This is a genomic window from Streptomyces sp. CC224B (genome assembly GCF_030010595.1).
GTDB classification, from domain to species: Bacteria; Actinomycetota; Actinomycetes; order Streptomycetales; family Streptomycetaceae; genus Streptomyces; species Streptomyces longispororuber.
The window spans coordinates 1-18,556 of sequence record NZ_JASCXL010000036.1; the positions used below are offsets into that span (position 1 = coordinate 1).

The 18,556-nt window shown below is 73.9% G+C and carries 15 protein-coding genes; 4 read left to right on the plus strand and 11 right to left on the minus strand.

The annotated features are described in order from the left end of the window. Positions 1–191: 191 nt before the first annotated feature. Together QK440_RS16650 and QK440_RS16655 are read right to left on the minus strand one after the other, a co-directional pair. Positions 192–404 (minus strand): hypothetical protein, encoded by a 213-nt coding sequence (locus tag QK440_RS16650; protein WP_282793885.1) that lies wholly within the window; start codon positions 402–404, stop codon positions 192–194. Positions 405–509: 105 nt separating this feature from the next. Continuing rightward, complete coding sequence (locus QK440_RS16655; protein WP_282793886.1) at positions 510–1,379, minus strand: NAD(P)-binding domain-containing protein; 870 nt, start codon at positions 1,377–1,379, stop codon at positions 510–512. 165 nt (positions 1,380–1,544) lie between these two features. Between QK440_RS16655 and QK440_RS16660 the strand changes: the two genes are divergently transcribed. Then, positions 1,545–2,132, plus strand: a complete 588-nt coding sequence (locus tag QK440_RS16660; protein WP_282793887.1) for a TetR/AcrR family transcriptional regulator — start codon at positions 1,545–1,547, stop codon at positions 2,130–2,132. Between the two features lie 87 nt (positions 2,133–2,219). Here the strand turns inward: QK440_RS16660 and metG are convergent, their stop codons facing one another. Together metG and QK440_RS16670 are read right to left on the minus strand one after the other, a co-directional pair. Next, a complete protein-coding gene (gene metG / locus QK440_RS16665) occupies positions 2,220–3,845 on the minus strand; it encodes a methionine--tRNA ligase (RefSeq protein WP_282793888.1) in 1,626 nt (541 codons plus the stop codon). A gap of 38 nt (positions 3,846–3,883) precedes the next feature. Continuing rightward, positions 3,884–5,296, minus strand: a complete 1,413-nt coding sequence (locus tag QK440_RS16670) for a VWA domain-containing protein (RefSeq protein WP_282793889.1) — start codon at positions 5,294–5,296, stop codon at positions 3,884–3,886. Between the two features lie 404 nt (positions 5,297–5,700). Here QK440_RS16670 and QK440_RS16675 point away from each other — a divergent pair, with 404 nt between their 5' ends. Then, positions 5,701–7,812 carry a PhoX family phosphatase gene (locus QK440_RS16675; RefSeq protein ID WP_282793890.1) on the plus strand — a complete coding sequence of 704 codons (2,112 nt, stop codon included), beginning with the start codon at positions 5,701–5,703 and terminating at the stop codon, positions 7,810–7,812. A gap of 117 nt (positions 7,813–7,929) precedes the next feature. Here QK440_RS16675 and QK440_RS16680 read toward each other — a convergent pair whose 3' ends face one another. Beyond that, entirely contained in the window at positions 7,930–8,979 is a 1,050-nt protein-coding gene (locus QK440_RS16680) for a LysR family transcriptional regulator (RefSeq protein WP_282793891.1), read from the minus strand. A 209-nt stretch (positions 8,980–9,188) separates the two neighbouring features. On the opposite strand from QK440_RS16680, the gene snpA reads away from it, so the two are divergent. Beyond that, complete coding sequence (gene snpA / locus QK440_RS16685) at positions 9,189–9,869, plus strand: snapalysin (RefSeq protein WP_282793892.1); 681 nt, start codon at positions 9,189–9,191, stop codon at positions 9,867–9,869. 45 nt (positions 9,870–9,914) lie between these two features. Here snpA and QK440_RS16690 read toward each other — a convergent pair whose 3' ends face one another. The 5 genes from QK440_RS16690 to QK440_RS16710 form a co-directional block, all read right to left on the minus strand. Continuing rightward, the gene (locus QK440_RS16690; RefSeq protein ID WP_282793893.1) at positions 9,915–11,897 is read right to left on the minus strand and encodes an FUSC family protein; all 1,983 of its coding nucleotides are present in this window, start codon (positions 11,895–11,897) and stop codon (positions 9,915–9,917) included. Between the two features lie 281 nt (positions 11,898–12,178). Continuing rightward, entirely contained in the window at positions 12,179–13,123 is a 945-nt protein-coding gene (locus tag QK440_RS16695; RefSeq protein ID WP_282793950.1) for an endonuclease/exonuclease/phosphatase family protein, read from the minus strand. Between the two features lie 311 nt (positions 13,124–13,434). After that, positions 13,435–14,391, minus strand: a complete 957-nt coding sequence (locus QK440_RS16700; protein ID WP_282793894.1) for a hypothetical protein — start codon at positions 14,389–14,391, stop codon at positions 13,435–13,437. Positions 14,392–14,468: 77 nt separating this feature from the next. Continuing rightward, entirely contained in the window at positions 14,469–15,314 is an 846-nt protein-coding gene (locus QK440_RS16705) for an ABC transporter permease (RefSeq protein WP_282793895.1), read from the minus strand. Beyond that, positions 15,311–16,402 (minus strand): ATP-binding cassette domain-containing protein, encoded by a 1,092-nt coding sequence (locus QK440_RS16710; protein WP_282793896.1) that lies wholly within the window; start codon positions 16,400–16,402, stop codon positions 15,311–15,313. The genes QK440_RS16705 and QK440_RS16710 overlap by 4 nt, the downstream gene beginning before the upstream one ends. 314 nt (positions 16,403–16,716) lie before the next feature. Between QK440_RS16710 and QK440_RS16715 the strand changes: the two genes are divergently transcribed. Continuing rightward, complete coding sequence (locus QK440_RS16715; RefSeq protein ID WP_282793897.1) at positions 16,717–17,031, plus strand: hypothetical protein; 315 nt, start codon at positions 16,717–16,719, stop codon at positions 17,029–17,031. Between the two features lie 117 nt (positions 17,032–17,148). Here the strand turns inward: QK440_RS16715 and QK440_RS16720 are convergent, their stop codons facing one another. After that, positions 17,149–18,450 carry an SGNH/GDSL hydrolase family protein gene (locus QK440_RS16720; protein WP_282793898.1) on the minus strand — a complete coding sequence of 434 codons (1,302 nt, stop codon included), beginning with the start codon at positions 18,448–18,450 and terminating at the stop codon, positions 17,149–17,151. Between the last annotated feature and the right edge of the window lie 106 nt (positions 18,451–18,556).

The following is an 18,556-nucleotide window of genomic DNA, read 5'->3' on the forward strand; positions in this document are numbered from 1 at the left end:
CCCGGTCGCGGGGGGGGGGGGGGGGGGGGGGGCCGGCCCGCGGCCGGGGGGGGGGGGGGGCGCGGGCCCCCGCCCCCCCCCCCCCCCCCCTACGCCGGGTTCATATGGGGCTTCGCCCCTTTCCCCCTTTTTTGGCGCTTCGCGCCTCGTCCTCAAACGCCGGACGGGCTGAAAATGCGTGCGCGGGAGCCTCAGGCCGCCCGTGTCGGTGAGCCGTGGCCCTCGGGCTCGGGCTGGCCCGCTGCCTCGGCGGCCGCCCACTCCGTGACCAGGCGTTGGTACTCCCGGCGCTGCTCGGTACTCAGCCGCCCGCCGCAGCGCAGCCACAGCGCACGGATCTCCTCGTTCACCTCGTCCGCGGTGCGCCGGGGGCGCCGCGTCTCGGAAGCGGGATTCGTGGCCATGCTGTGAAGCCTACGTGCGAGGGCGTGAAGACGAAGTGAGTCCGCTCACGAAGTGATCAACGGCTCATTCACAGCGAAGAGATCAAGCCACCCGCGCGGGGCCGCTCAGGCGGGCTGCTTCAGGAGCTCCACCAGCCTGCTGAAGCTGTCCGCGCCGTGCCCGGCGTCCGCGCCGCGCCGGAAGGCGTCCAGGACGGCGCGCGGGAAGGCCGCGTCGACGCCCGCGTCCTCGTTCGTGTGCACGACGTGCTCCATGCTGGCCAGGCCCATGGAGATACGGTCCACGTCGCCCGCGTGGTTCCCGGCGTCGACGCGGGGCGCGTAGAAGTCGAGGAACTGGCCCATGCCCGCGAAGTTCTCGGCCGCGTACGGGGCGATGTCCGCCGCCGTCAGGCCGTGTGAGGCGGCGAGCGCCACGGCCTGCCAGTACGAGAGCATCGCGGGCCAGAAGATGACCATGTTGAGCTGGTACATGAGGGCGGCGAGGCCCGGGTCCTCGCCCCGGTAGTCGGTCTTGCCGGTGATCACCTCAAGGGCGGCGCGGTGCTTGTCGTACGCCGCGCGCGGGCCGCTGTAGAAGGTCGACGTGTCCGGGCCGCCGATGCCCGAGGGCGGGGTCAGGACGCCGCCGGTCAGGTGGGTGCCGCCGAGCTCCGTGACCCAGCGGGCCGCTTCACGGGCCTTCTGCGGGGTGTCGGAGCTGAGGTTGACCAGGACGCGGCCGGCCACCGCGTGCTCGGCGCCCTGGAACGCGGTGTACATGGCGTCGTAGTCGATGAGGCTGAGGACCACCAGCTCGTTGGCGAGCAGGGCCTGTTCGGGATCGGCGGCGAGCGTGGCGCCGCGCTCCACGAGGGCGTCGGCGCGCGAGGGGGTGCGGTTCCAGACGGTGACCTCGTAGCCGCGGTCCAGATAGGCGGCGGCCATCGCCTGGCCCATGGGGCCGAGCCCGATGACGGTGACGGACTGTGACATGGGTGCCTCCAGGACATGGATGGGGACAGGACGGTGGACAGGGGTGTGGCCTTGGACGAAGCAACTAGAACGAACGACTAGAACGAACGCTCTATCCAGTGCTCGGGTAGAACGTAGCACGCCTCTAGAACGAACGCTCTACTCAGTGGCGGATAAGGTGGCGGGATGAGTCAGTACAGCGCTCCTCCCAGCACGCGCGAGCGGATCGTCGTGGTCGCCGCGCGGCTCATCCAGCGGCAGGGCTACGTCGGCACCGGGATCAAGCAGATCGCCCAGGAGGCCCAGGCCACGCTCGGCTCCGTCTACCACGCTTTCCCGGGCGGGAAGGAGGCCGTCGCCGTGGCCGCGCTCCAGCACGGCGGGAAGGAGTTCTCCTGGCTCCTGAAGGACGCGCTGCGCCGTGCGGAGGACCCGGCCGCCGCCGTCGAGGCCTGCGCGGCCGACCTGGCGACCGGGCTGCGGGAGTCGGGCTGGACCGACGGCTGCCCCGTCACGGCCGCCGCCCTGGAGACTCTCGGCACGGACTCCGAGATCCAGCGGGTGTGCCGCGAGATCCTGCGCGCCTGGGAGGACGTCGTCGCCGAGAAGCTGCTCGGCTGCGGTTTCGCCGAGGCCGACGCGCGCGAGGTGGCCACGACCGTCATCAGCACCCTGGAGGGCGCGGAGGTCACCGCGCAGGTGAACCGCAGCGAGGAGCCCCTGCTGGCGGCGGGGCGGCAGCTGGCCCGGCTCATCAGGACGTACCAGGACTGACCGCGAACGCGCGAGAAGGTCCCGGGAACACGGAAAGGGCCCGGAACATCATGTTCCGGGCCCTTCCGAGGACTGCGCGAGCGGTGGTCAGGCCTTCTTCGGCTCCTCGAGGCGCGGGAAGAGGACCGCGCCCTTGGTCACCGTCGAGCCCGCCGGGAGCAGGCCCCAGGCGCCCGCGTCCTGGACCTTCTGCTCGGCGAGGGCGCCGAGCGACGCCTCGGCCCCCAGGGAGTCCCAGAGCTTCTGCGAGGTGTCCGGCATGACCGCGTTGAGCAGCACGGCGACGCCGCGCAGCGACTCGGCGGCCGTGTACAGGATGGTCGCGAGGCGCGCCTTGCCCTCGGCCGACTCGTCCTTGGCGACCTTCCACGGCTCCTGCTCCGTGATGTAGCCGTTGACCTGCTTGACGAAGTCGAAGACCGCGAGGATGCCGCCCTGGAAGTCCAGCTCTTCGCCGATCTTCCGGTCGGCCTCGGCGACGGCCTTGGCGAGCCCCTCCTGGACGGCCCGCTCGGCCGCGCCGGCGGCGGTGGCCTCGGGCAGGCTCCCGCCGAAGTACTTGCCGACCATGGCGGCGACGCGCGAGGCGAGGTTGCCGTAGTCGTTGGCCAGCTCGCTGGTGTAGCGGGCGGTGAAGTCCTCCCAGGAGAAGGAGCCGTCCTGGCCGAAGGCGATGGCGCGCAGGAAGTACCAGCGGTAGGCGTCGACGCCGAAGTGCGAGGTCAGGTCCTGCGGCTTGATGCCCGTCAGGTTGGACTTCGACATCTTCTCGCCGCCGACCATCAGCCAGCCGTTGGCGGCGATCCTCCCGGGCAGCGGCAGGCCCTGCGCCATCAGCATGGCGGGCCAGATGACCGCGTGGAAGCGGAGGATGTCCTTGCCGACGAGGTGCACGTTCGCGGGGAAGGTCTCACCGAACTTCGAAGGGTTCTCGTTGTACCCGACGGCCGTGGCGTAGTTCAGGAGCGCGTCGACCCACACGTAGATGACGTGCTTGTCGTCCCAGGGCACCTTCACGCCCCAGTCGAAGGTGGAGCGCGAGATCGACAGGTCCTGCAGGCCCTGCTTGACGAAGTTCACGACCTCGTTGCGCGCCGACTCGGGCTGGATGAAGCCGGGGTTGGCCTCGTAGTGCGCGAGCAGCTTCTCGCCGTACTCGCTCAGCTTGAAGAAGTAGTTCTCCTCGCTGAGCAGCTCGACCGGCTTCTTGTGGATCGGGCAGAGCTTCTGGCCCTCGTACGCGCCCTCGCCGTCGAGCAGCTCACCGGGGAGCTTGTACTCCTCGCAGCCCACGCAGTACGGGCCCTCGTAGCCGCCCTTGTAGATCTCGCCCTTGTCGTACAGGTCCTGGACGAACTCCTGGACCCGGTCGGTGTGGCGCTTCTCCGTGGTGCGGATGAAGTCGTCGTTCGCGATCTCCAGGTGCTCCCAGAGGGGGCGCCAGGCCTCCTCGACGAGCTTGTCGCACCACTCCTGCGGGGTCACGCCGTTCGCCTCGGCCGTGCGCATGATCTTCTGACCGTGCTCGTCCGTGCCGGTGAGGTACCACACCTTCTCGCCGCGCTGCCGGTGCCAGCGCGTGAGCACGTCGCCTGCGACGGTCGTGTAGGCGTGGCCCAGGTGAGGAGCGTCGTTGACGTAGTAGATGGGGGTCGAGACGTAGTACGACTGCACGTCGTTCGCCCCCTGCTTCTCGGATCCAGTGGCCGCCATGGTCGAAATCCTAACGGCCGAACGAAGATCGACTCACCTCACGCCGACGGGTGCCAGGAGGCCAGGACGCCCTCGTAGAGCCGCTTGTCGGTGAGGTCCTTGGGGGCGGGGCCCGCGAGGAGGTGGGCGGCGTTCTCCGCGGTCAGCCGGCGCAGGTAGTCGAAGGCCTTGCTGTCCTCGTCGCCGAAGGCGACGAAGGAGAAGAACAGCGGGAGCCGGGCGGCGTCCGCGAGGGCCTGGGTGGCGGGGCCCTTGGTGTCCGGGGCGCCGTCGGTCTGGAAGACCACCAGGGCGGGGGCGTCGCTGCCGCTCTTCTCGTAGTGGGCCACGACCTCCTCGACGGCGCGGTGGTAGCTGGTGCGGCCCATGTGGCCGCAGGCGGCGTGCAGTTCCTCGACGCGGTTCTCGTGGTCGGTGAGGGTGAGGGTGCCGGTGCCGTCGACGTCCGTCGAGAAGAAGACGACGTGGACGGTGGCGGCGGGGTCGAGGTGGGCGGCGAGGGCGAGGGTGCGGTCGGCGAGGTGCTGGGCCGATCCGTCCTTGTAGTACGGGCGCATGGAGCCGGAGCGGTCAAGGACGAGGTACACCTGGGCGCGGGTCCCCGTGAGCCCCCGCTTCCGCAGGGCCGCGCCCGCCGCCTTGTACGCCGCGGCGAGCCCCGGGGCCCGGTTCTTCACCTTGGCGAGACTGACCGCGGGCTTGGCCGCCGCCGCGGGCTCGGCCGTGACCGGGGTCTCCGCCTCGGGCGCGGTCTGGGCTTCGGCTTCGGCTTGGGCGGGCTCCGCCGTGGGGGTTTCCGCGACCTGCGGCTGCTCTGCGAGGGGCGGCTGCGCGGGGGCGGGCCCTGCTGGGGTGGGCTCAGTCTCACGGTTGCCCGGCACCTCGGGCTGTGCCCGCCCTTCCCCAAGCTCTCGGCTTCGCTCGGGGCGGTCGCTCGCAGCGGGGGCCGTCGGGGTCTGCGGCTCCTCCGCCGCCGGCGGCGCTACGGCCTGCGGCTCCGCCGCCGGGGGCGCCTGTATGGGGGTGGGCTCTGCCGGGGTGGGGCTGGGGGCTGAGGGGTGTGCTGCCCCGTCATGGGCGGGTGGGTGGGCGAGGGGGGGCGCCGCGGAGCGGCGGACCGTGACGTTGTCGAAGGCGGCAGCCACGAGCGCTTCCGCCGCGGAGGCCTCAGCCTCCGAGGAGGACCCGTCCGCGGCAGCGGCCTCGGCCTTGGAGGCGGGCTTCGCCGGGGCGGCGGACTCGGCCGGGGCGGTCGGCGTGGCGGGAGCGGCCTCGACCGCGGTGCGGGCCGCAGGGGCGGGCTCGGCCGTGGCGGAGCCGGAGTCGGCGGCCGGGGCGGGCTCGGCCGGGGGCAGCTCGGGGGCGGGGTCCGGGGCGGGGTCCGGGGTGGGGGACGTGGCGTCGGGTCGAGGGCGTCGGAAGACGCTTCGCAGACGATCCAGAATGCCCATGTGCGCACCCCTAAATATGAGTTCGGCGTAACGGAGTCCCCAACCGGCCCCCGGGCCACGAGGGACACGTAAGGGTAGCCGCCGCCTACCCCGGCCCTCCGGGGCGCACCCCGGGCTCGCGCGGGGAGCACGCGAAGCCCCGCCCAGGGCCCAGGGGCCAGGCGCCGCGGAGGCCAGCCCAGGGCCGGGGGCCAGGCCTGCTCAAGGCCCAGGGGCCAGGCGCCGCGAGGCCCGGTCAAGGCCCAGGGGCCAGGTGAGGCCAGGTAAGGCCAGGCGCGGTTCACGCTCCGTTCACCCGCAGTCCCCCGTCCTGCTGGCAACCGCCCCTAGCCTCCAGCCGGAGCCGCGGAAAACGAGCGAAAACAGCCACACCGCGACTGATTCGGCCACCCTGGAGGAAACCCGTGCGCAAGCTGCTGCCCCTGATCACCTCGCACCCGGGCGGCTCCGGCGGCCGCTCGGCCATGACGTGCCGGTTCCGCTGCGGCGACGCCTGCTTCCACCCGGTGCCGAACACCAGCGACAACGAGTACGTCGGCGACGTCATAGCCGGCGCGCTGAGCCGCCGTTCGATGATGCGCGCGGCGGCCGTGGTGACCGTCGCCGCGTCGGCCGCGGGCGGCGTCGCCCTCGGCCCGGGCGCCGGCGAGGCCGCCGCGGCCGGGGCCGCGGCCCCGGCGAAGCAGACACCCCGGGGCCGCAAGGCCGCCCGCGGCCTGCGCTTCACGCCCGTCGCGCCGAACACCGCCGACAAGGTCACCGTCCCCGACGGCTACCGCCAGAACGTGGTGATCCGCTGGGGCGAGCCCATCCTGCGCGGCGCCCCCGCCTTCGACGCGGACAAGCAGACCGCGAAGGCCCAGGCCGGGCAGTTCGGGTACAACAACGACTTCCTCAGCCTGCTGCCGCTGCGCCACGAGGGCGAGGACCACGGCCGCCAGGTGCTCGTCGCGAACCACGAGTACACGGACGAAGTCCTGATGTTCAAGGGCTACGACCCCAAGAACCCGACCCGCGAGCAGGTGGAGATCGCCTGGGCCGCGCACGGGCTCTCCGTGGTCGTCGTCGAGGGCGAGCGGAGGACGGGCGCGCTGCGCCCCGTACCGCGGCACCGCCTCAACCGCCGGCTGACCGCCACCACCAAGTTCCACCTCACCGGCCCGGCCGCGCGCAGCGAGTTCGTCCGTACGAAGGCCGACCCGCGCGGCACCACCGTCCTCGGCACGCTGAACAACTGCTCCGGCGGCACCACCCCGTGGGGCACCACCCTCCACGGCGAGGAGAACTTCAACCAGTACTTCGCCCACGCGGACAAGGTCACCGACCCGACGCAGGCGGCCCGCCTGAAGCGGTACGGCGTCGTCGGCGGCGAGTCCGAGCGCAAGTGGGAGCGGTTCGACGACCGCTTCGACCTCACCAAGGAGCCGAACGAGCCGCACCGCTTCGGCTGGGTCGTCGAACTCGACCCGTACGACCCGGACTCCACGCCGCGCAAGCGCACCGCGCTCGGCCGCTTCAAGCACGAGGGCGCGCAGCCGAGCCTGACCCGCGACGGCCGCCCGGTCGTCTACATGGGCGACGACGAGCGGTTCGACTACGTCTACAAGTTCGTGAGCAGCAAGCGCATGGCCAAGGGCGACTCGCGCTGGGCCCGTGAGCACAACCTCACGCTGCTCGACGAGGGCACGCTGTACGTCGCCAAGTTCACCGGTGACTCCCCGGCGGACGAGATCGACGGCAAGGGCACGCTGCCCGAGGACGGCGAGTTCGACGGCAGCGGCCGGTGGATCCCGCTGGCCACGGCGTACGCGGGTGGCAAGGCCGTCTCCCACGTCGAGGGCATGACCGCCGACGAGGTGTACGTCTTCACGCGCCTGGCCGGTGACAAGGTGGGCGCCACGAAGATGGACCGGCCCGAGGACATCGAGCCGTCGCCGCACTCCGGCAAGGTGTACGTCGCCCTGACGAACAACACCGACCGCGGCAAGCCCGGCAAGGCCGGGGCCGACGAGGCCAACCCGCGCAACCTCAACAAGCACGGCCAGGTCCTGGAGCTGACGGAGTCCCGCAACCGGCCCGAGGCCACCCGCTTCGCCTGGAACCTCTTCCTCGTCGCGGGTGACCCGAACGACCCCGCCACGTACTTCGCGGGCTTCCCGAAGGACAAGGTCAGCCCCATCTCCTGCCCGGACAACGTGGCCTTCGACCCGCACGGCAACCTGTGGATCTCCACCGACGGCAACCAGCTCGGCTCCCACGACGGCCTGTTCGGCGTGGCCACCAAGGGCGAGCGGCGCGGTGAGCTCAAGCAGTTCCTGACGATGCCGAAGGGCGCGGAGACCTGCGGCCCTCTGGTGCAGGAGCGGCGCGTGCTCGTCGCCGTGCAGCACCCGGGCGAGATCGACGGCGCGTCCGTCGAGAAGCCCGCGAGCAGCTGGCCGGACGGCCCCGGGAAGATCGTGCGCCCGGCGGTCGTGTCGGTGTGGCGCGCCGACGGCCGCGACATCGGCGTCTGAGTACGTCGGGACACCGGCGACGACGAGTACGTGACGAGTACGTGACGAGTACGGCCATCGGCGTCCGAGCACGTCAGGAGGGGTGCCCCGGCCCGGGGCGCCCCTCGGGCGCGCGGGTCACAGGGGGGTGGGCCGCAGGTCGCGGGCGGCCTGGGGGCCGAGGTCCGGCGGCGGGGGGAGCGGGGAGGGCACGGGGCCCGGCGGGGCCGGGGGGCGGGGCGCGGGGGGCCCGGCGGCTCCGGTGCCGAGGAGCCAGTCCTGGTACGCGGGGGATTCGGCGGCGGCCTCCCAGTAGGCGGCCTCCAGGTCGCCGTACACGGCGTTCAGCTCGGTCTCCGTACGGGCCGCGACGTACAGGCGTACGCCCAGCGGGTCGCCGTGCAGGGGTCTGACGGCCATGTCGGGTCTCGCCACCGAGGTGGGCTGGCAGAAGGTGACGACCTCGCCGGTGGCGACCAGCGTGGCGGCGGTGAGGTAGTCGCCGTGCAGGACGCGCGGGTCGAGGCCCGCGGCGGTCAGCACCCGCCGCAGCCCGTCCCACTCCCCGTCGACGGTGGGGTCCACCATCCACCGGTCGGCGGCGAGGTCGGTGAGGCGGACGACGGGGTGGCGGGCGGCGGGGTGGTCGGCGGCGAGCGAGACGAACTGCGGCTCGCGGTCGATGAGGACGCGGCGGGCGAGGCCGTCGGGGAACCGCAGCGGGCTGCCCTCCACCTCGTGCACGAACGCCACGTCGAGCTGGCCGTCGGCGACGGCGCGCAGCAGCGCGTTCGCGGACACGTCCATCTGCAGCGAGGTCTCCGTGCCGGGCAGGCTGGCGCGGAGCCGGCGCAGCCAGCCCGGTATGGCGCGGCTCGCCGTGGAGCCGATGCGCAGCCGCGGCTCGCCGTCGCCGGCGCGGGCCGCCGCCGCGCGGGCCTCGGTGACCAGGGCCCGCATCTCCACGACGAGGGGGCGGGCGCGGCTGAGGACGGTGCGGCCGAGCGGGGTCGGCCGGCAGCCGGTGCGCTCGCGGACGAAGAGCGGGCCGCCGACGGCGTGCTCGATGCGGCGCAGTTGGGTGGTCAACGAGGGCTGGCTCATGCCGAGTTGGCGCGCCGCCTTGTGCAGGCTGCCGGTGTCGGCGATGGCGCACAGTGCGCGGAGGTGCCTGACCTCGAGCTCCATGGCCGTGAGCGTAGAGCGGGTTACGGCAGCACACCAGCCTCCCAAACACCCATGGAACCGTAGAAGTTGCCCCTTCCTGCGGTGACCGGATGCGCGGCGATAGGGGCGCGCTATCGCCACCTGCCATCATCCGCGCGGGGTCCGGCTCCCCGACACTCACGGATAACCGAAACGTTCACCTTTCACCGAACGAGTAGGGAGCCCCCCACATGCACAAGCGTTATGTCTCCGTCGCCGCCGCGCTCGGACTCGCGGTCGCCGCGCTCGGCACCTCCTCCGTGGCGTCGGCCGCCCCGTCGTCCGACACGGCCAAGGCCACCACCTCGACGTCGGCGAAGTCGTCGGCCGCCCGGTACGCGGGCTCGGCCGAGGAGGCCGCCGCGAACAAGGCGTTCTTCGAGGCCGTCGTGAAGGCCGTCGCCGAGAAGCGGGCCGCGAACCCCGGCGCCCGGGCCGTCACCGTGACGTACAACGCCTCGCGCGCCCCGTCCTTCCGCCAGCAGATCGCCGCGTCCACCTCCATATGGAACGCCGCCGTCACCAACGTCCAGCTCCGCGAGGGCACGACCGGCGCGAGCTTCTCGTACCGCGAGGGCAACGACCCGCGCGGCTCGTACGCGAGCACCGACGGTCACGGGCGCGGCTACATCTTCCTCGACTACCGCCAGAACCAGCAGTACAACTCGACGCGGGTGACCGCGCACGAGACCGGCCACGTGCTCGGCCTGCCGGACAACTACCGCGGCCCGTGCTCCGAGCTGATGTCCGGCGGCGGCCCCGGCCCGTCCTGCCAGAACGCCCAGCCGAACGCCACCGAGCGGGCCCGGGTCAACCAGCTGTGGGCCAACGGCCTGGCCAAGGCCATGAAGCAGGTGGAAGCGGCACGCTGACCCGGTCGGCGGTCCGCTCCCGCCACCACCGCGTCCCCGTGAGGGTCACCCCCGCGGGGACGCGATGGCGCGGGCCGCCGCCACCTCCTGGCGCAGGGGTTCCAGGACGCTGTCCTCGGGGCCGGTGAACTCCACCGGCACCGGGACGAGCACCTCCACCTCGCGCAGGCCGTCGGCGAGATCCCGCAACTGCCGTACGACTTCCCCGGCCTCCGCCCCCTCGGGGGCGGGGGCCCCGTGCCGTACCCGCACCCGCGCCGCGGTGGTCGCGTCGACGATCCGCTCCACCGCCACCACCAGCGGCCACCACGCCGCGGCCCGCGCGCCCATGGGCGGCGGCTCGCTCAGGGCCCGCTGGAACTCCGTACGGATGTCGGACAGGTCCCGGTAGAGGCGGCGCCGCATCCGGGCCCGCGCGGCGGGGTCGGGCTCGCCGCCGGGGCTGCCGAACGCGCACTCCACGTACTCCGCCGTGTCGGCGACCGCGTCCGCGAGCCGGTGCCCGATCCGGGTGTGCCAGCTCTCCGGCCACAGCAGGTAGCCCGCGACGAGCGCGATGGCGCAGCCGATGAGGCTGTCCAGGAGCCGGGGCAGGACGAGCCCGAAGCCCTGGTGGTTGAGGACGTCGGAGAGCAGCAGGATGACGGGGGTGATGGCGGCGGTCTGGTAGCCGTAGCCGCGCGGGGTGAGCGCCGGGATGAGCGCGGCGAGGACGAGGACGACGGGCACGTCCCACCAGCCGCGGTCGACGGCGGAGAGCACGGCCGCGGCCACCACGAGCCCCGCCGCCGTGCCGAGGGCGCGCAGCACCGCGCGCGAGAACACCGAACCGAAGTCCGGCTTGAGGACGAAGGTGACGGTGAGCGCCACCCAGTACGAGCGCGGCACGTCGACGAGGGACACCAGCGCCTGCGCGATCCCGATGCACAGGGCGAGCCGCAGGCCGTACCGCCAGGAGGCGCCCGACAGCATGACGTTGCGGGTGGCGCGGCGGGCCCGGACGCGCAGCGCGGCGGGCCGCCCGAGCCGGTCGTCGGCGGGCACGGCGGTGAGCGGGTCGGGGTCGGCGAGGGTGTCGGCGGCGTGCCGCAGCGCCTGGTACACGGCCCGCGCGGCGGCGCCGTAGTGCTCGGGCACCGCGCCGGGGAGGCCCAGGTCGACGGGGTCCGGGGCGGGTCCGCGGGCGATGGCGTCGGCGAGGCGGCGGGCCGCGCGCGGCAGTTCGGGCGGGAGCCGCTCGCCGTAGCGGTGGGCGGCGGGGGCGGCCTCGACGACGGGCGTGATGGCGTTCAGCTCGGCGATGAGGCGGACCAGGTCGGGGCTGCGGCCGCGGTCGCGGGCGCGGCGGGCCAGGACGAGGTCGTAGGCCTTGTTGAGGGACGCGGTGACGGTGGCGCGGGCCTCGTCGTAGGCGTCCTCGCGGGCGTGGGCGGCGCCCGCCGCCTCCAGGAGGGCGGCCACGTTCCGGTACGCCGTCGCGACGGCCGTCCGCTCCGGTACGCCGGACCGCAGCGGCCAGGCGAGCAGCGCGAGGGCGAGGACGAGGAGGCCGCCGCCGGTCATCAGGACCGGCGCGAGCCACCACGCGCCGGGCAGCGGGAGCCCGGCGCCGATGACCGCGTTGAGCAGGAGCAGCAGGCCGGAGACGGAGGCCACGGCGCCGATGGTCGACATCATCCCGGAGACCAGGGCGACGAGTGTGACCGCGGCGACCGCGGTCACGGCGTGGCCGTGGACGAGGGAGCCCAGGGTGACGCCGACGGCCCCGAAGAGCTGGGGGACGGCGATGTTCAGGATCCGCATGCGGTAGGCGTCGGCGGTGTCGCCGATGACGCCGGACAGCGCGCCCATGCTGGCGAGCGCCCCGTACGCCGGGTGGCCCGCCGCGGTGCCGATGGCCAGGGGCAGGGACATGGCGACGGCGGCGCGGGCGGCCGCGGCCCAGGGGACGGGGGCCGGTTGCGGTCTGAGCGACCTGACGAGCCAGGGGGGTGGGGCGAGGGAGGCCAATGGGGCTCGACGGCGCATATGCCCATTATCGCCGGGGTGATCGTCTGGGGCTGGCCCTCGCGGTGCGCCCCAGGCCCGCCCCTCCCCGAAACCGAGGGCTGCCGCCCCCGGGCCCCCGCCCTTCTCGTCTGGGGCTTCGCCCCTTTCCCCCTTTCTTTGGCGCTCCGCGCCTCGTCCTCAAACGCCGGACGGGCTGAGATGTCCTCGACTCGCGGACGCTTTCAGCCCGTCCGGCGTTTGAGGACGAGGCCGCCAGGCCGATGGAGGGCGGGTGGGTGGGGGAAGAGTCCTGCGGGGAGTCAGGGGCGGTGCAGGGTGAGGTCCAGTTGGACCGCGCGGTGGTCCGTGTTGCCGATCTCCACGAAGCGCACGTCCCGCGCCCCGAAGTCCGGCGAAGCCAGCACGTGGTCGATCTGTGCCCCGAACGGCCGGGGCAGGGCCGTCGGCCAGGTGGGCGTACGGGAGGACCCGGCCACGCGCGCCGCGTCGCGGAGCCCCTCGTCGAGGATGCCCCGGAACGCCGCGTGGTCCTGCGTGGCGTTGAAGTCCCCGGCCAGGACGGTGGGCTGCCCGTCGCCCGCGGCGGCGTAGTCCCGCAGGGCGCCCAGCTCGCGCCGCCACCGGTCGACGTCCCCGGCGGTGGGCGGCATGGGGTGGGCGAGCTGGAGCCGGACCCGGACGCCCTTGACGTCGGCGACCGCCCCCGGCATGCCGAGGGTGCCCCGCACCCCCGCGGCCCGCTCCAGCGGCACGTTGGCGAGGATGACGGACCCGTCGGCCCCGTCCCCGCCGGCGGCCACGCGGTAGGGGTAGGCGGACTCCGGCAGCCGCGCGCGCAGCAGGTCCTGGCAGGCCCGGTCGCACTCGGACACGAAGACGAGGTCCGGCTTCCGCTCCCGGACGGCCTTGACGAGGCCGGGCGCGCCGCGCCCGAACTCGACGTTCGAGGCGAGCACCCGCAGGTCGGCGACCGGCCGCCCGTCCGGCTCCACGACCTTCCCGTACGGCTCCGTGAACCAGGCGAGCCCGCCGAGCACGGCCACCGCCCACACGAGGCCGACGCGCCACCGCCCGTACGCGGCGAGCAGCAGCGCGGCCGCGGCGGGCGCGAGCAGCCACGGCAGGAAGGCGAGGAGCTGGGGCACGGGCGTGACCGCGTCGGTGTCGGCGGCGCGGCAGCCGAGCACGGCGCTCACCCCGGCGAGCAGCAGGCCCGCCGTCCAGGCGGCGACGCGCCAGGACATCGGCCGGCGGGCGGCGGCGTGGTCGTCGGCGATCCGCTCCGGCTCGGTGGGCGGTGCCGTCAGGTGCTCCAAGGGGCGGCCTTTCGTCGACGGGGCGGCCCGCCCGCACGGCGCGCTGCCGGGATCCTCTGTGAAGGACGCGGGGGCGGGGCGGAAAGTTTCCCGTACGCCGGTACGCCTCTACCCCGGCGCGCTCGTGCGCTCGTGCACCCGTGCACCCGTACGCCCGGGCACCCGTGCGCCCGGGCCCGCGGGGACGCGCGGGGCCACGCCGCGCGGCACGTACCCGCGGGAGCGCCGTGCCCGCCGGGTCAGCCGCGCTCCTCGCCGGCCGGGGCGCGCGGCACCGGGGGCGTTTCCTCCGGCTCCCCGGCGGGCGCGGTCCGGGACCGCCACGGCGGCGGCCACCACCAGGCCGCCACCGCCACCAGGGTGCCCAGGCCCACGAGCACCCAGGCGGTGACGCGCAGGCTCTCGGTCAGCGCGTCGTAGACGGCACCGGCCGCCGCCCGGGACACGTCCGGCGGCAGGTCGTCCAGGGTGAGGGCGCGGCCCACCGCGACGGCGGCGGCGAGCGCGGCGGCCCCCAGCGCGATGCCGAGGGCGGTGGCGAGGACGGCGCGGCGGCGGCGCGCCGCGAGGAGGACACCGCCGGCGGCGCAGGCCGCGGCGGCGACGGGCAGCCAGACGCCGGCGGCCTGGAGCATGCGGAACACCTTCCGGTAGTCGCCGAGGTCCTGCGACCGCATGACGGTGACCTCGGTGTGGCGCACCGGGATGCGGTCGGCGAAGGGCACGCCGTCGTCGGCCAGTTGGCGCTTGACCTGTTCGGTGAGGGGGGCGAGGTCGATGGTGACCTCGCTGTCGGAGTCGTTCTTCAGGGCCTCCTCCACGGCCGCGTGCGCGGCGCGGTTCGCCGCGTCCCACGCGGTGCGGTAGGCCCGCGTCGTGGTGAAGGAGCCGACGGCGTCCCGTACGAAGGACTCGACGGCGGACTGCAGCGGACCGGCGTCGATCTCCTCGACCGCCGCGTCGGTGACGGCGTCGGCCACGGCCGCCCGGACCGCCGGGTCCTTCGACAGCGGCGCCATCGTGGCCACGTACCGGTCCGTGTCCTGGATCTCGTACGCCGTCCACGTGGAGACCGCGCCGAGGGGCGCGAGCAGGCAGGCGAGGACGAGCAGGAGGGCGGCGAGCGCGGGGCGGGCGGCGGCGAGGGCGGGGCGGGGGGTGTGCGGGCGGGGGCCGGTGCGCGGGCGGGAGTCCACGTCCACCAGGCAAGACCCCGGCCGCGCGGGGCGCGACCGGGGTGACTCCGGATGGCGGAGCCGGCGGTGGCAGCGGCCTACTTCCGGCTGTACAGGCGCATCGTGACCGGGCCGAAGACCGCCACGAGCACGCCCGCCCAGCCGAGGGTCCAGGCGATCTCCGCGGTCGGCCGGTCACCGTCCATCAGGCCGCGCACGGCGGAGGCGAGATGGGTGATCGGGTTGTTGTTGACGAAGGCCTGGAGCCAGCCGGGCATCGTCTCGGGCTTGACGAAGATGTCGCTGAGGAACGTCAGCGGGAACAGCATCATCATGCTGACGCCCATCACGGACTTCTCCGTGCGCAGCAGCAGCCCGAACATCGTCCACACCCAGGAGAAGGCGAAGGAGAAGACGAGCAGCAGCACCACGCCGAGGAGCACGCCGACCGCGCTGTCCGGGCGGAAGCCGAGGACGAGGCCGACGGCCAGCATCACGGCGGACGCCATGGCGTACCGCAGGGCGTCACCGAGCAGGTAGCCGACCATCGCGGAGGGCCGCCAGATCGGCAGCGAGCGGAAGCGGTCGAAGACGCCCTTCTCGATGTCGGTGTTGACCGACACGCCCGTGTACATCGTGATCATCACGACGGACATCACGAGGATGCCGGGCAGCAGGTACTGGATGTACTCGCGCGGCGACCCGGCGAGCGCGCCCCCGAAGAGGTACGTGTACATCAGCACCATCATGACCGGGAACGCGGTCACGTCGAAGAGCTGCTCCGGCACGTGCTTGATCTTCAGCACGGCCCGCCAGCCGAACGTCAGGGACGTGGACAGGGCGCCGGGGCGGCGCGGGCGCTCGGTGGAGACGAGCAGCTCGGCGAGGGACTCGGCGCGGACGGGCGCGAGGTCCTGGGTCTCGGTGGGGGCGGCGGTGCTCATCGGGCGGCCTCGGCTTCCGTGCGGCCCGCGCCCGCGGTGGCGGACCCCGCGGGACCCGCGGGCGTGGCGGGGGTGGTGAGCGGCTGGTCGGTGAGGGCGAGGAAGACCTCGTCGAGGCTGGGCTGGCCCAGGGCGAAGTTGTCGACGGTGATGCCCGCGCGGGCCAGCTCGGCGAGGGCGCGGGCGGCCTTCTCGGCGGCGGCCTCCCCGGCGGCGGCCTCCCCGCCCGGGGCCCCGCCGTCGCCGACGCGGGCGGTGAGCGCCACCGGGTCGGGTTCGAGCTGCACCTGCGCGTCCAGGGCGAGCCGCAGCAGCCGCGCGGCCTCCTCGCGCCGGTCGGCGTCCCGCAGCCGCACGTGCACCGCGCCCGCGCCGACGGACGCCTTCAGCTCGCCCTTGGTGCCCTCGGCGATGACCCGGCCCCGGTCGATGACGGCGATGCGCGACGCGAGCTGGTCGGCCTCGTCCAGGTACTGCGTGGTGAGCAGGACCGTGGTGCCCTGGGCGACGACGGCCCGCACGATGTCCCAGACCTGGTTGCGGCTGCGCGGGTCCAGGCCGGTGGTCGGCTCGTCGAGGAACAGCAGGTCCGGGGTGTTCAGGATGGACGCGGCGATGTCGATGCGGCGCCGCATGCCGCCGGAGTAGTTCTTCACCTGCCGTCCGGCGGCCTCGCCCAGGCCGAACGCGGTGAGGAGCTGCTCGGCGCGGGTGTGCGCGGCCTTCCTGCCGTGGCCCGTGAGCCGGGCGAGCAGGACCAGGTTCTCCGTGCCGGTGAGGTCCTCGTCCACGGACGCGTACTGCCCGGTGAGGCTGACGCGGGCGCGGACGGCGTCGGCCTCGCGGACCACGTCGTGGCCGAACACGTGGGCCTCGCCGCCGTCCGGGCGCAACAGCGTGGCGAGCATCTTCACCGTGGTCGTCTTGCCGGCGCCGTTCGGCCCGAGGAGGCCGTAGACCGTGCCCGCCGGGACGGTGAGGTCGACGCCGTCGACCGCGCGGTTGTCCCCGAACTCCTTCACCAGGCCGGCCGTCTCGATGGCCGGGCCGTCGGGCCTGGAACGCCGGTGGGGTCGTTCACTGCTCATGTCCTGCGCCTTCCGGTGGCGGTGCGCGCTGCCGCCGGGTCGGCAGCGGTGCGTCATGAGGGGAGACCGGGCGCGGCCCGGAAACTCATCGTCCGCCACCGGGAGGGGGACCGCGCTCCGGTGGAGCGGCGGCCCGCACGGGTGTTTCCTGGGAGGAGGTTGTTGCTCCTGAGCGGGAAGGAACCGCCATGGCAGTCACCGCACCCGGATCCCGCGGATCCCACAGGCCGCACAGAATTCACAGGCCCCACGGGACGCGCGGCGCCCACGGGAACGCCGGGGCCCGCGCCCTCTCCCACGTCCTCGCGGCACCCGTGCTGCTGGCCCTGGTCTACGGCCTGTGGACGGCGACCAACGACCGCAAGGGCGGCTCCGTCACCGTCGGCAACGTCGTGCTCGGCATCGTCTCGGGCGTCGTCCTCGGCGCGCTGTACATGGCGCTGCGCCGCCTCGCCCCCGCCCTGCCGCGCGAACTGCGCGCCCCCGCCTGGGGTGCCCTCGCGGGCGTGTCCGTGGGCTTCCTGTACAGCCTCACCGAGGCGAGCCTGCTGCGCTCGGTGGGCGTGGGGGCGGCGGTCGCGGCGGGCGTCGCGGCGGCGACGTACTACTACTTCACCACGCACGAATGAGCCGTACGCGAAGGACCCGCCACGAAGGGCCCGCACACGAAGGGCCCGCACACGAGTGACCCGCACACGAAGGACCCGCCCGCCCCTGCCGGGGCGGGCGGGCCGGGGGTGTGCCGGTCAGAGCGCGCCCAGGTCGACGGCGCGGGCCATGGCGCGGTAGCCGGCGTCGTTGGGGTGCAGGTGGTCCCCGCTGTCATACGCGGGCCGGATGCGCTCGGGGTCCTCGGGGTCGGCGAGGGCCTTGTCGAAGTCGACGTACGCGTCGTACTCGCCGGAGGTGCGCACCCAGGTGTTGAAGGCGTCGCTGACGGCGGCGGCGTGCTTGCCGTAGTGGTCGGAGCCGCCGAGCGGCAGCAGGGTGGCGCCGACGACCTTCAGGCCCTTGGCGCGGGCGGCGCGGATCAACTTCCGGTGGCCGTTGATCAGTTCCTCGGCGCTGACCACCGGCGCGGGCTTGTACGTCGGCTTGTCGGTCTCGCTGAAGCCGATGTCGTTGAGGCCTTCGAGGATGACGACGGTCCCGGCGTTGGGCAGGTTCGTGACGTCCCGGGCGAAGCGGGTGGCGCTCTTGTCGCCGAACCACGCCGAGTCGTTGAGCACCATGTTGCCGCCGATGCCCGCGTTGACGACGGGCCGGGGCGTGCCCGCCTTCGCGAGGCGCTCGGCCAGGGCGTCGGACCAGCGGCGGTTGCGGTCGGTGGAGGACGCGAAGCCGTCGGTGATGGAGTCGCCGAAGAGGACGACGGCGTCGCGCTCGGGCCGCTCGTCACCGCGTACGTCGACGCCCGCGAGGTAGTACCAGGACTCGGTGGACTCGCCGAAGGCGGCGCCGCCGGTGTCGGCGACGTGGTCGCCCTGGGCGCGGTAGCTGGTGGCGAACGACTGGGCGTGGAAGGTGGCGGGCCCGGTGGTGCGGGTCAGCCGCAGTGTGACGGTCACGGAGTCGAAGCGGTCCAGGCCCAGGTCGGCCGCGTCGCTGGAGAGCTGCTTCCCGGCCGGGACGGTGACGGAGCGCTTCCCGCCGAAGGTCAGGTGGCGCAGGGAGCCCTTCTCGACGGCGGCGCCCTTGGTGCCGTCGGTGCGCGCGACGGTGGCGGCCTCGATGTGCAGCGGGGACGCGCCGTAGGCGTTGGAGAGCCGGACGCGGGCTCTGTCGCCGCCCTCGGTCACCCGGACCACTTGACGCAGGGTGTGGTTGTCGAACCCGGCCTCGGACCAGTTGGGCTTGAAGCCGATGCTGGGGCGTTGGGGTGATGCCGTCCAGGCGGCCGTCCATGGCGCGGCGGCGCGCTCGTTCGTGGCGGGGCGTTCGCCGCCGTCGGCCCGGGCGGCGGTGACGGCGAGGCCCGCGGTGAGGGCCAGCGCGGCGGCCAGGACGACGGACTTGCGGGCGGTGGACTGCCGGGTGTGCGAAGGCATGGCGCATCCTTGGGAGTTGGCGGGTCGGAAGGGCTGCCCGGCCGGAGTGGCCGGGCACGTCCCACGATCCGCCCACGCCGCTGGCCGATCAACGGCGATCCGTGAA